The sequence below is a fragment of the Stenotrophomonas sp. YJH_SMC_33 genome, assembly GCF_059372295.1.
In genome coordinates this window covers 36,492-52,027 of sequence record NZ_JCAFVJ010000014.1, presented here as the reverse complement: position 1 = coordinate 52,027, position 15,536 = coordinate 36,492, and the positions used below count along the sequence as shown (strand labels likewise).

Sequence of the window (15,536 nt, the reverse complement as noted above, 5' to 3'; positions counted from 1 at the left end):
TTTCGTGCATTGCCCATCAATGAGCTGGGTACAGCACAGCGCGACGAATCGCTGATGCATTCGCCAGCAGACGTACACGCCTCAGAAGAGCGAACCCTGCGGCGAATCCTTCTTCGGCGGCAACGGCTTCACGAACCGGCTGCAATCCAGCTTCGGCCAATGGCTGTTCTGCGCATTGAAACCCAGACGCTTGCGCGCCAGCTTGAAGCGGTTGCTCAATAGCTCCGCATACACGCCCTGGCCGCGCATGCGTGTGCCGAACTGGCTGTCGTAGTCCTTGCCGCCGCGCAGCTGCTGGATGGTGCTCATCACATGCGCGGCGCGATCGGGATGGTGCGTATCGAGCCAGTCCCGGAACAGCGGCGCCACTTCCAGCGGCAGGCGCAGCAGCACGTAGCCGGCAGTGCTCGCACCTGCATCGTGTGCGGCCTCCAGCACGGCTTCCAGCTCGCTGTCGTTGATCCACGGAATTACCGGCGCCACCATCACCCCGACCGGAATGCCCGCTTCATGCAGGCGCTTCATCGCGCGCAGTCGTGCATGCGGTGCGGATGCGCGCGGTTCCAGCTTTGCGGAAAGATGCGGGTCCAGCGAAGTCACCGAGAAATGCACGCTGACCAGGTTCTCCGCGGCCAACGGTGCAAGCAGATCGATATCGCGCTCGACCAGCGCGTTCTTGGTGATCAGCGAGAACGGATGCTTGGTTTCCAGCATCACCTCGATCAGCTGGCGGGTGAGTTTGAACTTGCGTTCGATCGGCTGGTACGCGTCGGTGTTGATGCCCAGGGCGATCGGCTGCGGCACGTAGCCCGGTTTCGACAGTTCCTTGCGCAGCAACTGCGGCGCATTGGTCTTGGCGAACAGCTTGGTTTCGAAGTCCAGGCCCGGCGACAGGTTCAGATAGGCGTGCGAGGGGCGCGCGAAGCAGTAGGAACATCCATGCTCGCAACCGCGATACGGATTCACCGACTGGCTGAATCCCACGTCCGGTGAATTGTTGCGGGTGATGATGGTGCGCGCGGTTTCGGCGCGTACTTCGGTGCGCAGGCGCGGGGCGAGGAATTCTTCGCTCTCGTCGGCCGCCCAGCCGTCGTCCACCGCCTCGCTGACGGTGCTCTCAAAGCGCCCGGCAAGGTGGGACGTGGAACCTCTGCCCTTGATCGCGATACCCATTGCGGCAGGTTACGCCGCAGCCGTCTCAATGGCTGCGACGGCTGCCTGAAGGGTTCAGGGCAAGTCTGAGCCGAGCGTGGGCTCGGCTCTACAGTGGATACGGATACCTTTTGTAGAGCCGAGCCTACGCTCGGCTGCAATACATCAAAGCAGCGCCAAGTACCCGCGCACGGTTGCATCCAGCCCGTCATACAGCGCCTCGCCGATCAGCGCATGGCCGATCGACACCTCCAGCACGTCCGGCACGTGGGCCAGGAAATCGCGCAGGTTGTCCTGCGACAGGTCGTGGCCGGCGTTGACGCCCAAGCCCACCGCCTGCGCCCGCCGCGCCGCAGTGGCGAACAGTTCCAGCATCGCCGCAGCGTCGCCAGCCGCGTGCGCTTCGGCGTAGGGGCCGGTATACAGCTCGACACGATCTGCACCGACTTCGGCCGCCTGCTCCAGCAGCGGGTTGCCCGCGTCGACAAACAGGCTGACGCGGCAACCCATCGCTTTCAGTTCGGCAATCAGCGGGCGCAGCCGCTCGGCATCCCGCTCGAAGTCGAAACCATGATCGGAGGTGATTTGGCCGTCCCCGTCAGGCACCAGGGTGGCCTGCGCCGGGCGGGTCTGCGCGCACAGCGGCAGCAGGCCGGGGTAACCCTCGCGCGGCGGCGCGAACGGGTTGCCTTCGATGTTGAACTCGACACCGCGCGCGCGGGTCAGTGTGGACAGCGCAAGCACGTCCTCGGCGGTGATATGGCGGCGGTCCGGTCGCGGATGCACGGTGATGCCATGCGCGCCGGCATCCAGGCAGGCCTGGGCGGCACGCACCACGTCCGGTTCGGCACCGCCGCGCGAATTGCGCAGGACGGCGATCTTGTTGACGTTGACGCTGAGCTGGGTCATGGAACGGAACTACTTGGAAAGAGGGGATGGATCGTGGTCGTTGTGGTCGTCACCAGGGCGGGCCTGGGCCCGCTCGCGCAGGCGGCGCAGTTCCTCGGCATCGACCAGGGTGGCAGGGTCGCGCTGCAGATCGCCGAAGCGGGCCACGTAGCGGCCTCGCACCCAGGCCAGCAGGAAGGCGAGGGCGGCCAGCAGGCACAGAGTCATCAGCCCGGCGCTGGGGGTCTTCAGCGCGAAGGCGAAACAGCCCAGCGCCAGCAGCAGGTACAACCAGTACATAGTCGGGCTCCCCGGATGATCGCCGCAGTGTAGCGCTGCGTCAGAGCAGCGGCGAGGCCAGCCGGGCGAAGGCCTCGGGCAGGCGGTGCAGCCACAGCGAACGGCCGGCCTGGTCGTGCACCCGCGTGGAACGGTCGAATTCGCCCTGCAGCAGTTCGGCCAGGGCAGCCACCCGGTCACGGTCGCTGATCATCATCGACAGCTCGAAGTTCAGCCGGAAGCTGCGGTGATCGAAGTTGGCGCTGCCGACGATGCAGACATCATCATCGGCGATGAAGGCCTTGGTATGCAGCATGCGCGGGCCGTACTCGTAGATCTTCACCCCTGCGTGCAACAGTTCATCGAAGTAGGAGCGGGCGGCCTGGGTGACGAACCAGGAATCGCTCATCTTCGGCACCAGCAGGCGCACGTCCAGGCCGCCCAGCGCGGCCGAGGTCAACGCCATCCGCGCCGCTTCGCCCGGCACGAAGTAGGGCGTGACCAGCCAGACACGCTCATGCGCTTCCTGGATCGCCGCCACGTGCAGGCGATGGATCGTTTCCCAGCCCGAGTCCGGACCGGAGACCAGCACCTGGGCGTTGATCGCACCATCGCCGCGCAGCGGCATGTCGGCCGGCCACAGACGGGCGATGTCCATGCGCGAGGGATCCTGCCCACTTGCGTAGAGCCAGTCCTCGGCAAACACCAGCTGCAGGCTGCGCACCACGTGGCCGCGGATGCGCATGTGCAGGTCGCGGTAGGCATCCGCCCTGCGGCTTTCGTCCTCGTCGTCGGTGATGTTGATGCCACCGGTGAAGGCGAGGCGCCCATCGACGATCACCAGCTTGCGGTGGGTACGCAGGTTCAACCACGGGCGCTTGAACGGCTTCAGCAGCTGCCGTGGGTGGAACCAGATCGCTTCGCCACCGGCGTCGAGCAGCGGCTGCAGGAAGCGGCGGGGCAGGGCGGAAGAGCCTACGGCATCGAGCAGCAGGCGCACCTGCACGCCGGCCTGTGCACGTTCCACCAGCGCGTCACGCAGGGCGGTTCCGGCATGGTCCGGGTTGAAGATGTAGTACTCCAGATGCACGTGGTCGCGTGCCTGTGCGACGGCCTCAAGCAGCGCCGCGTAGGTCGCCGCGCCGTCCACCAGCCAGGTCACTTCGGTGGCGCTGCTCGGCGCAAGCCCGGTCGTGGCCTGGGCGATCTTGGCCAGCTCGGTGCAGTCGGCGTCGGGTGGGCAGACGTCGCTGTAGTGCTCCATGCCCGACCGCGCGCGGCCACGGCGCAGGCGCTGCCGCTTCACCTTCTGCGGGCCCAGCAGGTAATAGATGAAGAGACCCAGGTAGGGCAGCAGCGCCAGTGACAGGATCCAGCTCAGTGTGGCCACCGGCTCGCGCTTCTGCAGCATGATCCAGCCGGTCAGCGCGAGCAGGTACAGCAGATAGGCCACCGCCAGGATGGTACCGAGGTGGGCAACGCCGTCCAGCCAGTGGCGCAGGGAGTCGAAGAGGGCGAGCATCCGCCGATCATAGCGGCGCATGCCACCCGATGGGATCCAACCTCGACCCGTGTGCCAGGACGAGAACAAAAAAAAGACGCCCCTGTTTCCAGGGGCGTCTGCAGTCGCGTCATGACTGTTGTGTTGCGGTGTAGCGATTACTGCTGCACAAAACCGATCTTCTTCATCTGAGCGTTCTTCGCAGCGGCCAGAACCTTGGCCATCACGTCGTACTCGGAATCCGGGCTGGCGTCGATGCGCAGTTCCGGCTGGTTGGTCGGGTCACGCTGGACCTCCTGCTCCATCCGCTGCTGCAGCTCGCTGGTATTGATCGGGCTGTTGTTCCACGAGACCTGGTTGCTGGCGTCGATCTTCAGTTCGATCGGCGGCGGCGGTTCGACCAGCTGCGGCGGTGGGTTGAGCACGCGCTGCGGCAGGTCCACGGCGATCGGGTACGTCATGATCGGCGCGGTCACGATGAAGATGATCAGCAGAACCAGCATCACGTCCACGAGGGGCGTGACGTTGATGTCTGCCATGGGGCCCTTGCCACCACCACTACTGAATGCCATGGCTTATTGCCCCTTTTCTTTGGTCGCGACGAAGCCGACGTCAAGCATGCCCTGCTCCTGCGCGACCTTGGTCAGGTCGTTGATGACACGCATCTTAGTGGTGCGGTCACCACGCAGGTTCAGCGGCGGCTGCGGGGTCTGCTGGGCGGCGGTCGCCAAGCGCGACTCGAGAGTCTGCTTGTTGATTTCTTCGTCGTTCCAGTAGATCGAGCCGTCTTCCTTGACTGCCAGGGTGATCGGTCCGGAACGCTTTTCAGCGTCTTCCGGCTTCTGGATCAGGTTGGCTTCCGGCAGATCCACCTTGACCTTGTGGGACATCAGGGGCGCCGTGATGATGAAGATGATCAGCAGCACCAGCATCACGTCCACGAGGGGCGTAACGTTGATGTCGGCCATGGGGCCGCCGCTGTTACCACTACTGAAAGCCATAACGGGCTCCGTCTAGATCTTGGTGACTACTTACGTTCGTCGCTGGGTGACGCGCGCCGCAATCAGCGGACGCGCGAGCCGGTGGCGAAGAAGTCGTGCAGGTCGTGCGCGAAGGTATCGAACTTGCTGATGGTCGCGCTGTTGATCTTGCTGAAGAAGTTGAAGGCGAACACGGCCGGGATCGCGACGAACAGACCGATCGCGGTCATGATCAGCGCTTCACCCACCGGGCCGGCAACGGCGTCGATCGAAGCGGAGCCGGTGGCACCGATCTTGATCAGCGCGCCGTAGATGCCCCACACGGTACCCAGCAGACCGACGAACGGAGCGGTTGCACCGACGGTGGCCAGCAGGGTCATGCCCGACTGCAGCTTGTTGCTTTCGCGGGTCACGGCCTGACGCAGGGCGCGGTCGACGAACTCCGAACGGCTCAGGTTCTCACCCACGCCGCCGGTGGCGCCGCCTTCAGCGCGCTGGTGGTGGGCAGCCGCCTGGGCAGCGTCCAGGGCGATCTTCGAGAACGGCTCGGAAGCCGGCTGTTCTTCCATCGCACGGATGGCGTCCTGCGCGTTCGGGGTGTCCCAGAACAGGCTGACGACGCGATCGGCGGCGCTCTTCAGGCGGGTAGCACGGAAGATGTTGATGACGGTCCAGTACCAGGACATGGCCGACATGACGACCAGGGTCAGCAGCACGACCCAGGAAACCGCGAAATCACCCGGCTTGGTGGTCATTTCGTGGATCAGGTGCTCGAAGCCCATCTGCGACAGGGCGTTGGACGGATTGCCCCCGGCAGCAGCGGCGATGAAAATTTCCTGCAGCATGACGCTTACCTTTGTTGTGTGTGGTGATAAAGGGTGTAGCTAAGCTAAACAATCGAACCGGGAGCGGGGGTGGCCGGCGGCCACCCGGGCGCATCAGTTCAGCGCAAAGTTGACCGGAACGCGAACGCGACCTGCCGTCTTCTTACCGCCTGCTTCAGCGGCGTTGAAGCGCCACTTGCGAGCCGCTTCCATCGCAGCACGGTCCAGGTCGCGGTTACGGCTGGACTTTTCCACCGTGACATTGGTGACGTTGCCGCTGGCATCGACATCAATGATCAGGATCACTTCGCCCTGGATACCCGCGCGGAAGGCTGCCGGCGGGTAGCGCGGCGGATTCATGGCCTTCGACGAGATGTCCACGCTGGCCTCGATCGAGGTCGGCGGTGCCGGCGGTGCCGGCGGCGACGGCGGGGTGACGATGTCGTTCGGGCGCGGCTCCGGCACGTCCACGACCGGCGCCTGCGGCGGCGGCGGGACCGGCGACGGCTTCGGCGGCGACAGATTCTTCACCGGCGGCGGTGGAGTATCCGTCGGCGGCGGCGGCGGCGGCGGCGGGGGCGGCGGCGGCGGTGCGTCGACGATGGTCACCATGACGTTGCGCTCCTTCTCCGCAACGGCCTTGGGAGCCACGGCGGGAATGAGGAGCATCATGAAGGCGGCCAGATGCAGGGCAATTACAAACGCGATGCCGACGATGCGAGGCCAGCTCAGCCCCTTGTCATCGGGTTGTTCGTACCGGTGAACGACTAGTTGTTCCGTCATGCGCCAAGAGCTCAATAGTGGGGCCGGGATGCCGGGGGCGGAATCCCTGATCAGCGGTGCATGACACCGCAGGAACCTCCAAGCTTATACCAATCCTGAGCGCCTGCGCATCAACTGTGCAGGCATTCAGGCGTTATTCCTACTTACTTCAGGTTGATGATTTTCTTGGCATCAGCCTGGTTCTTCACACCCTTCGCCAGCGCCTGCTGGGCGGCCTGCTTGGCCTCCGGGATACGACCTTCGGCATGCAGGACGCGTGCCAGGTTCAGGTAGGTCTCACCGTCCTTGGACAGCGGGGCAGCCTTCTGCCACGCATCGATCGCCTGCGGCACCTGGTCGGAGTAGTAGTAGGACTGGGCCAGCGCCAGGTAGACCTGGTAATCCGGCTTCAGGATGCCCTTCTGCAACCCTTCGTTGATGACCGCGATGACGTCCTTTTCCTTGTGTTCGGTGTTGGCATAGATCGAGTACAGCTGCTTGTACTCGCGCTCTTCGGTGAGCTGGCCGCTGCTGCGCAGCTTGTCCATCACCGCGGCGGCCTTTTCCATCTGGTCGGCCTGCATGTACATGCTGGCCAGATTCAGCTGGGCCTTCTTGTCGTTCGGGTTCTTGGCGGCCAGAGCCTCGGCTTCCTTCACCGCTTCGCCGGACTGGCCGGCTTCGGCGAGAGCCGCCATCAGCAGCTGGTTCCAGTTGTCCTTCGGTTCGGTGGCACCGGCGATGGCCTGCTTCAGCACCGGGATCGCTTCCTGGTAGCGCTCCAGCTGGTACAGCGCCTGGCCCTTGGCGATCAGCTCTTCCGGCTTGGTCGACTTGCTCTCGGCGAAGTACTTGTCCAGGGTCGCCAAGCCTTCGGCGGTCTGGTCTTCCTGCAGCTGCAACTGGCCCAGCATCAGCATGGACTGGAAGTGGCCGTTGTTGTCCAGGCCGTTGAACTGCAGGACCTGCTTCAGGTAGGCAATGGCAGCCGGGGTATCGTCGGTCTGGTAGGCAGCCTGCGACGCCAGCTGCGCGGCCAGCGACTTGTCATACTCGTTCGCGGCGCTGTCAGCCAGGATCGCGTCGGCCTGCGTGCGCGTCTCCGGGAACTTTTCCTTGTTGTAGCTGTCAATCATTTTCTGAAGCTTGCTGCCCAGCTTGGCCGATGCCTTGACGGTCGGCTCCTGGCGGGTCGCGTTGGGGTACAGCGCTTCGGCCTTGGCCTGCTTGCCGCCGCGGTTGCCACGCTCGGAGGAACGCGAGGATTGCGCGAAGGCATCAGTGACCACGGCGCCGGTCAGGGCGGTCGCGACGAGGACGGAAAGCACAGCTTTGTGGTTACGGAAAATCATCGTTCACCTCGATCGAACCGCCGGATAGCGGCAAAGTCGGACTGTCAGAAAAATCTGAGCCGCCAAACGTATCAGAAACAGATGGCGTGAGAAATCGTTTTATGTGCTGCAATACAGCATAGAACTGCGCACTCATCCGCACTTTGGCCGCAGCCCGGCGGCCTGCGCCTGCTGGTAGACCGGCGTCAGCCCCGGCGCATCGCGCCGCAGTTCCTGGATGCGGTTGGCCGGATCAGGGTGGGTGGACAGCCACTGCGGGCTGCGGCCACCACTGGCAGCCATCATGTTCTGCCACAAATCGACCGCCTGCGCCGGGTTGAAGCCGGCCTGGGCCATCAGTCGCTGGCCGATTACGTCGGCCTCACTCTCCTGGGTGCGCGAGCCGGGCAGCAGGAAGGCCGCCTGCGCGCCCATTCCGCCAAGCTGGTTGACCGTGCTGGCGGCACCTTCACCGTACGCCGCACCGGCCAACGCACCGAGCACGGCCAGTCCGGTCTGTGCGCCCATCTGGCGGGTGATGCGCTCTTCGTGGTGACGGGCAATGACATGCCCGATTTCATGGCCGATTACGGCAGCCAGCTGATCCTGGTTCTTGGCGACGGTGAAGATGCCGGTGTTCACGCCAACCTTGCCACCGGGCAGGGCAAAGGCGTTGGGCTCCTTGTCGACGAACACGGCCGTCTCCCACCGTACGCCACGGTATTGAGGCGGCAGCTGCGCGACCAGAGCGTTGACCACGCACTGCACATAACCGTTCTGGCGGCCGTCGGTGCTGATCTTTTCCTTCTGCTTGGTTTCGGCGAACGCCTGTGCGCCGAGCTGGTCCAGCTGTGCCTGCGACACACCGCCCACCATCTGCCGGCGGCCGGTAGGGGAGGTCGTGGTCGCGCAGGCGCTGACCAGGGTGGTGATGACAAGGGCCAGCAGCAGTTGTTTCATGGGTCCACCCCCGTGTTCATATGCGCAGTGTGTAGCGTAGCGGCTTAATCTTTCGTCAAGCGGACACGGCGTTACGTTGTCCCGAAAAACACAAGCGCGGCAAGCGCCACGCCGTTGTTCAGGGCGTGCGCGGTGATCGCGGCCCAGAGCGTGCCGGTGCGCTGGTACAACCAGCAGAACGCGGCGCCCATGCCGCCATAGACCAGCCACAGCTGTGCGATTTCGGCCGGGCCGTTTGCACTGGTGCCAGGGATTTCATGGATCAGGGCGAAAGCAAGGCTGCTCAGTACAACACCCAGCCACGGGCGCCCCGCCTTCCACAGGCGTCCAAACAGCACGCGGCGGAACAGCAGTTCCTCGTAGGCCGGTGCCAGTACCACCGCGAACAGCATCAGGAACAACGGGAAGCGCGCGATCGCGCTCTGCATCAGCGCCAGGTTGGTGGGGACCGGTTCGATGCCGAACTGCTTGGCCAGGAAGGCGATACCGTTGCTGCCCAGCACGATCAGGGTCGCCACCAGCAGGGTCCAGCCCCAGGTGGAGGGGCGGCGCAGTGCCTGGCGCGACGCATGACGTTCGGCGGCGTTGGCCGGCCGTCGCCAGAAGTACAGCAGCAGCGCGGCGCCGCCGGTGGCAAACAGCGCCATGAGAATCTGCGCAAGTGCGCCGGGCTGGCCCAATGACGCCGCCACCGAACTGGCGTCGGGTGCGCCAGCGCCGGCCTGCGCGGTCGCGTAACCGACCACCACGCCACGGTACAGGCCCCACAGCACGCCGCTGATCAGGCTCAGGCCGAACAACGTGACAGCGGCGATGCCCAGGTCGATGAAGAACCCCGCCAACGGCGAAACCGCACGCGGCGCGACAGAAGACGGCGGAACCGGGGGCGGAGCGGAAACCGGGGCGGATGCGGACATCAGGTACCTGCGTTCAAGAGTCGAAAGCCGGCGCGCCTCCCCGCGCGCCGGCCGTGTCCGGATTGTGTCAGATATCCAGGTTTGCGACCTTCAGCGCATTGTCTTCGATGAAGTCGCGACGCGGTTCGACGACATCGCCCATCAGCGTGCTGAAGATCTGGTCGGCAGCGACAGCGTCTTCGATGCGCACCTGCAGCAGTCGGCGGGTCTCCGGATTCACCGTGGTGTCCCACAGCTGCTCCGGATTCATTTCACCCAGGCCCTTGAATCGCTGGATCTGGCGGCCGCGCTTGGCCTCCTCGAGCAGCCAGTTCTGTGCCTTGGCAAAGCTGTCCACTTCGATCGACTTGGCGCCGCGGGAAATGGTGGCGCCTTCGCGGATCAGGCCGTGCAGCAGCTTCGAGGCCTGATGGATCGCGCGCAGTTCGCCGCTTTCAAACGCCGACATCGGCAGCACCTGGACGTGCTGTTCGCCCATGTGGCGACGGGTCACCAGCACAGCGGCCGGGCGCTCGTCGTTGGCTTCCTGCAGTTCCAGCGTAAAACGCGGGCTGCCCAGGCTGCCCTGGTTGAGCCGCTTGGCAAGTGCATCCAGCCCTTCGCCTTCACCCGCACTGCGCAGGCTCTCCAGGTCCATCGGCACGAAATCGACCAGCGCTTCAAGCAGGTTGCGGTCGTAACGATGTGCGTTGCGCTCGATCGAATCCAGCGCGGCCGCGTAGGCCAGAAGCAGCTTCTCCAGCGCAAGGCCTTCGATGCCCGGTTCGCCGGTGGCCGGCACCAGCGTGGCGTTTTCCACCGCGCTGCTGGCCAGGTAGCTGTCCAGCGCCGGGTCGTCCTTCAGGTACAGCTCCTGCTTGCCCTGCTTGATCTTGTACAGCGGCGGCAGGCCGATGTAGACGTAACCGCGCTCGATCAGTTCCGGCATCTGACGGTAGAAGAACGTCAGCAGCAGGGTGCGGATGTGAGCGCCGTCGACGTCGGCGTCGGTCATGATGATGATCTTGTGGTAACGCAGCTTGTCCGGGTTGTACTCGTCGCGGCCGATGCCGGTGCCCAGCGCGGTGATCAGCGTACCGACCTGGTCGGAGGACAGCATGCGGTCGAAACGCGCGCGTTCCACGTTGAGGATCTTGCCGCGCAGCGGCAGCACTGCCTGGTTCTTGCGGTTGCGGCCCTGCTTGGCCGAACCACCTGCCGAGTCACCCTCGACGATGAACAGTTCGGACAGCGCCGGATCCTTTTCCTGGCAGTCGGCCAGCTTGCCCGGCAGGCCGGCGATATCCAGCGCGCCCTTGCGGCGGGTCAGGTCGCGGGCCTTGCGCGCGGCTTCACGCGCGCGCGCGGCGTCGACGATCTTGCCGGCGATCGCCTTGGCTTCGTTGGGGTTTTCCTGCAGGAACTCTTCCAGGCGCGCACCAAAGGCGTTTTCCACCGCCGGACGCACATCGGAACTGACCAGTTTTTCCTTGGTCTGGCTGGAGAAGCTCGGGTCCGGCACCTTCACCGACAGCACCGCGATCATGCCTTCGCGCATGTCGTCGCCGGTCAGGTTGATCTTGGCCTGCTTGGCGATGCCGTTCTGCTCGATGTAGTTGTTGAGCACGCGGGTCAACGCACCGCGGAAACCGGCCAGGTGGGTACCGCCGTCCTTCTGCGGAATGTTGTTGGTGAAGCAGTACATCGTCTCCTGGTAGGAGTCGGTCCACTGCAGCGCCACCTCCACGACGATGCCGTTGTGCTCGCCAGTGACCGAGATGACGTTCGGATGCAGCGGGGTCTTCAGCTGGGCCAGATGCTCCACGAAGCTGCGGATGCCGCCTTCGTAGTGGAAATCATCGCGACGGCCATCACCACGCTCGTCGGCAAGGACGATCTTGACGCCGGAGTTCAGGAACGACAGCTCGCGCAGGCGACGGGCCAGGATGTCGTAGTGGAATTCCACGTTGTCGTGGAAGGCGACGGTCGACGGCCAGAAGCGCACCGTGGTACCGCGCTTGGTGGTGGTTTCCAGCTTGGCCAGCGAGGTCACGGCGGCGCCGTTGCTGAACTCCTGCTGGTAGTGGAAGCCGTTCTGGAACACATCCACCACCAGCTTCTGCGACAGCGCGTTGACCACGCTGACGCCGACGCCGTGCAGGCCGCCGGAAACCTTGTAGCTGTTGTCGTCGAACTTGCCGCCTGCGTGCAGGACCGTCATCACCACTTCGGCAGCGGACACTTCGCGACCAAGCTTGGCGCTCATCTGCTCGTGCTTGCCGGTCGGAATGCCACGGCCGTTGTCGGACACGGAGACCGAGCCATCGGCGTGGATGGTCACTGCAACGTGGTCGGCGTGGCCGGCCAGCGCCTCGTCGATCGAGTTGTCGACCACCTCGAACACCATGTGGTGCAGACCGGTACCGTCATGCACGTCACCGATGTACATGCCGGGACGCTTGCGGACAGCCTCCAGGCCTTCCAGGGCCGTAATGCTGTTGGCGTCGTAGTTGCCGTTGTTTGCCGGGGTGTTCTGTTCGTCGCTCATTGCGCTTGCCGTAGGCTCCGCAGGTCGGCCACCGCGTGGAGCGGTGTGCCGAGAATGAAAGGATTCCAACCCGATTATACCAGCCGGGGTCGAGCGGCCCTGGTGTGCCCACTATGGCACAGCCACGATCTGTGCATGTTCCACGTGGAACCGGGCAATATGGGTCAGCGCCTGCAGCGCTGCCGGGGTTTCGGTGGCGGTGATGAAAATCTGTGCCGGTCCGGTGAGCAGGCGCTCCAGTACCCTGGACTGATGGGTGCGATCCAGTTCCGAGGCCAGATCGTCCAGCGCGATCACCGGCCATTCCCCGCGCTGTTCCGCATAGTCCTCGGCCTGCGCCAGCAGGCACGCCAATGCCGTCAGCTTGGCCTGGCCTCGGGACAGCGCATCGCGACCAGGAATGCTCTGGAAATCCACGCTCCAGTCTGCCCGGTGTGGGCCGACCGAGGTATACCCGGCCTGCCGGTCGCGTTCCCGGGCCAGAAGCAGGGCGTCGGCCAACGGAAGTTCATGCCGCCGCCAGCCAGGGCTCAGGTCCAATCCCTGGATGCCCAGTTGCGGCGCCAGGTTGGCGGCCAAAGCTACAGTGCGCCGCTGCAGACGCTCCAGGTAGTGCTGGCGGCGGCTGGTCAGCGGTTCTCCGGCCTCGGCCAGCTCGTGATCCCAGGTATCGAGCATCCGCAACGGCCCGCCCTGCTTGAGCAGGGCGTTGCGCTGCTTCAGCGCCCGGGAGTAGCGGCGCCACAAGGACAGAAAATCCGGTTCCACGTGGAACAAGCCCCAATCGAGGAAGCGGCGGCGGGGTTCGCCACCACCACTGACCAGTGCGTGGCTTCCGGGCTCGAACGTCACCACGGCCAGTGCTGCGCAGAGATTGCCCAGCTGCGCGACATCTTCCCCGTCCAATCGCCCCTTCCAGTCCTGGCCACTGTGGCGCAACCCGGCCTTCCGGCGGTGCGGCGGGTGGTTCGCGCGTTGTTCGTCCCATTCGACGAAGATTTCCAGGGCTTCCTGGCCCTGGCGCACCAGACCATCGCGTACCCGGCCTCGGAAGCTCCGCCCATACGCCATCAGATGCAGGGCTTCGAGCACGCTGGTCTTGCCGGCACCGTTGTCACCGGTCAGCAGGTTCAATCCCGGCTGGGGCGACAGGTCCACTGCACTGAAGCGACGCAGTTGATGCAAGGCGAGGCGGCGGATCTGCATGGGGCGCGAAAGACCATCCGCACGAGGCGGTAGAGGGGCAGGGAATCCATCAGCTTACTGCATCGGTCAAGCCGGGCGCGGTGGCAGGCCGGTCGAGCCGAAGGTGCAGCTTCTGCACCCATCGATGGACGCGTTCCACGTGGAATGCGGATGACGCGCTCGCACGTTCCGGGCTGCAAAGGCCCGAAATTTCTTCAAATCTGCGCGAGGTTCCAGCGTCCAGGCCCTCGGATTTCGCCGATTTCGCGAGCACTGCAGGGCCGCCCGCTGGACACCTCGCGGGTGGCTCCGACGGATGACCCCGCCGATTCCTTCAAATCTGCGATCCGATGCCTTGGAGGGTTCCACAGATTTCAAGAAATTCAGGACGCTCGTTCCACGCTGTCCACAGCAGGAATGTATGACTTATACACAAGGTATGGGCAATCTGTGGATAAAAAAGCCCTTTTGTTAAGCGCTCAAAACTATCCACAGGTTCCCCCCCAGCCCGAGGACCCTCTATACAGGGGGTTTCAGACTCATAAACTCCTTAAAAAACAACTAGATAATACATTTTTCCACGAAATCTGGCTCTACCATCACCACCACGCTTTAGATTTATACCCAGATTTAGAAGCTAGGATTTCCCCAAATTGCCCCCGAGCCGGTCTGTGGACAGTGCCGTTTGCAGAAGCGCAGGACCTCCTCCAGGAAGAGGATCTGCTGCTTCCAGCAGTGAAGATCAGGACAGCGAAGTGGGATATGCGAAGAACTCGCTGCCAGAACCCCAAAAACATGGAGCCCGACGAGCACTGCAAGGCGCCCCCCCAGGGTCCTGGATCCTGAGTTGCTTCGAGCAAGCGAGATCGAGTTGGTCTGGAGCCAAGCAGGGCGCGTCCGGACTTTCTCCGATCTGTTTCGACAATGCTCCACGTGGAACATAAAAAAACGCCCGGGAGGTCCCGGGCGCTTCTGGGTTCCACGTGAAACAGCGTTTCCGTCAGAGACGCAGCGGCATCACCACGTGGCGCGACTTCTCGCTGCTGGACTCACGCACCAGCGCCGAGGAGTTGGAGTCGCGCAGCTGGATGATCACTTCCTCGTCGCGCAGGGCGGAGAGGGCATCCAACAGGTAGTTCACGTTGAAGCCGATGGCCAGATCGCTGACCGTGGTGTCGGCCTCGATCTCTTCCTGGGCTTCTTCCTGTTCCGGATTGTGCGCGCTGATCTTCAGGTTGCCCGGCGAGACTTCCACGCGAATGCCGCGGTACTTCTCGTTGGACAGGATCGCAGCGCGCTGCAGCGAGGCACGCAGGGCTTCGCGGTCCACCTTCACTTCGCGGTCGGCGCCGATCGGGATCACCGCTTCGTAGTCCGGGAAACGGCCATCGATCAGCTTCGAAGTGAAGGTGACATCGTCGCGCTTGACGCGGACGTGGCTACGGCCAACTTCCAGCTCGATCTCGCGATCGCCGCTTTCCAGCAGGCGCTGCAGCTCGGTCACGCCCTTGCGCGGCACGATGATCTGGCGCTTGGAACCGCTGGGCTTGGCCAGGTCGGTTTCGCAAAGGGCCAGGCGATGACCGTCGGTGGCGACGGTGCGCAGCGCATCGCCGCGCAGGTCGAACAGCAGGCCGTTGAGGTAGTAGCGCACGTCCTGCTGGGCCATCGCGAACGCGGTGCGCTCGATCAGCTCCTTCAGGGTTGCTTCGCCGATGGCCACGCGCTCGGTGGCTTCCACCTCGTCCACCGACGGGAAGTCATTGGACGGCAGGGTGGCCAGGGTGAAGCGGCTGCGACCGGCCTGCACGGTGATCTTGTCACCGGTCTGCGAGACGGTGATCCGGCTGCCGTCGGGCAGGGCGCGGATGATCTCGAACAGTTTGCGGGCGGGAATGGTGGTTTCGCCGTTCTGGGCATCTTCAACCGCGATCCGCGACACCATCTCCACTTCCAGGTCGGTACCGGTCAGCGACAGCTGGCCGTTCTGCACCTGGACCAGGAAATTGGCCAGAACCGGAAGGGTCTGGCGGCGTTCGACCACGTTGACGACCTGTGCCAACGGCTTGAGAAAGGCTTCGCGCTGCAGTGTGAAACGCATGTGGTTCCGTGCCCCTATGCTTTAAAAAATGTGGAATAAATCAAAAGCTTGGTGGTGCTGGTAGAGACAGAATCGCTGGAAAACAACGCTAAGTCTTTGTAAATAAAAGAGTTTCTGGCCTCGAAACCC

At 64.0% G+C, this 15,536-nt stretch carries 14 protein-coding genes; all 14 read right to left on the bottom strand.

All coding sequences use genetic code 11. The features are described from left to right. Positions 1-81: 81 nt before the first annotated feature. The 14 genes from AC5P9W_RS17535 to dnaN all read right to left on the bottom strand — a co-directional run bounded on the left by AC5P9W_RS17535 (position 82) and on the right by dnaN (position 15,407). Positions 82-1,173: a PA0069 family radical SAM protein gene (locus tag AC5P9W_RS17535; protein ID WP_155028724.1), complete on the bottom strand. Its 1,092-nt coding sequence runs from the start codon at positions 1,171-1,173 to the stop codon at positions 82-84. A 144-nt stretch (positions 1,174-1,317) separates the two neighbouring features. Continuing rightward, positions 1,318-2,061 (bottom strand): pyridoxine 5'-phosphate synthase, encoded by a 744-nt coding sequence (locus tag AC5P9W_RS17530; RefSeq protein ID WP_049460371.1) that lies wholly within the window; start codon positions 2,059-2,061, stop codon positions 1,318-1,320. Positions 2,062-2,070: 9 nt separating this feature from the next. Continuing rightward, positions 2,071-2,340 carry a hypothetical protein gene (locus AC5P9W_RS17525; RefSeq protein ID WP_010487410.1) on the bottom strand — a complete coding sequence of 90 codons (270 nt, stop codon included), beginning with the start codon at positions 2,338-2,340 and terminating at the stop codon, positions 2,071-2,073. Between the two features lie 40 nt (positions 2,341-2,380). Next, on the bottom strand, positions 2,381-3,841 hold the full coding sequence (cls, locus tag AC5P9W_RS17520) for a cardiolipin synthase (RefSeq protein ID WP_134735721.1): 1,461 nt from the start codon (positions 3,839-3,841) through the stop codon (positions 2,381-2,383). A 137-nt stretch (positions 3,842-3,978) separates the two neighbouring features. Next, positions 3,979-4,392 carry an ExbD/TolR family protein gene (locus AC5P9W_RS17515; RefSeq protein ID WP_005411740.1) on the bottom strand — a complete coding sequence of 138 codons (414 nt, stop codon included), beginning with the start codon at positions 4,390-4,392 and terminating at the stop codon, positions 3,979-3,981. Between the two features lie 3 nt (positions 4,393-4,395). After that, complete coding sequence (locus tag AC5P9W_RS17510; protein ID WP_005411739.1) at positions 4,396-4,821, bottom strand: ExbD/TolR family protein; 426 nt, start codon at positions 4,819-4,821, stop codon at positions 4,396-4,398. A 62-nt stretch (positions 4,822-4,883) separates the two neighbouring features. Next, positions 4,884-5,645: a TonB-system energizer ExbB gene (gene exbB / locus AC5P9W_RS17505; protein WP_004132614.1), complete on the bottom strand. Its 762-nt coding sequence runs from the start codon at positions 5,643-5,645 to the stop codon at positions 4,884-4,886. A 93-nt stretch (positions 5,646-5,738) separates the two neighbouring features. After that, positions 5,739-6,407, bottom strand: coding sequence for an energy transducer TonB (locus AC5P9W_RS17500; protein ID WP_010487418.1), 669 nt, complete (start codon positions 6,405-6,407; stop codon positions 5,739-5,741). A 143-nt stretch (positions 6,408-6,550) separates the two neighbouring features. Further along, positions 6,551-7,738 (bottom strand): tetratricopeptide repeat protein, encoded by a 1,188-nt coding sequence (locus tag AC5P9W_RS17495; protein WP_021204595.1) that lies wholly within the window; start codon positions 7,736-7,738, stop codon positions 6,551-6,553. A gap of 132 nt (positions 7,739-7,870) precedes the next feature. Next, positions 7,871-8,677: a M48 family metallopeptidase gene (locus tag AC5P9W_RS17490; protein ID WP_019658801.1), complete on the bottom strand. Its 807-nt coding sequence runs from the start codon at positions 8,675-8,677 to the stop codon at positions 7,871-7,873. A 71-nt stretch (positions 8,678-8,748) separates the two neighbouring features. Further along, positions 8,749-9,594, bottom strand: a complete 846-nt coding sequence (locus AC5P9W_RS17485; protein ID WP_206621914.1) for a CPBP family intramembrane glutamic endopeptidase — start codon at positions 9,592-9,594, stop codon at positions 8,749-8,751. A gap of 67 nt (positions 9,595-9,661) precedes the next feature. Further along, entirely contained in the window at positions 9,662-12,121 is a 2,460-nt protein-coding gene (gene gyrB, locus AC5P9W_RS17480; protein ID WP_111104090.1) for a DNA topoisomerase (ATP-hydrolyzing) subunit B, read from the bottom strand. Positions 12,122-12,232: 111 nt separating this feature from the next. After that, a complete protein-coding gene (gene recF, locus AC5P9W_RS17475) occupies positions 12,233-13,327 on the bottom strand; it encodes a DNA replication/repair protein RecF (RefSeq protein WP_206621912.1) in 1,095 nt (364 codons plus the stop codon). A 979-nt stretch (positions 13,328-14,306) separates the two neighbouring features. Continuing rightward, on the bottom strand, positions 14,307-15,407 hold the full coding sequence (gene dnaN, locus AC5P9W_RS17470; protein WP_206621911.1) for a DNA polymerase III subunit beta: 1,101 nt from the start codon (positions 15,405-15,407) through the stop codon (positions 14,307-14,309). Between the last annotated feature and the right edge of the window lie 129 nt (positions 15,408-15,536).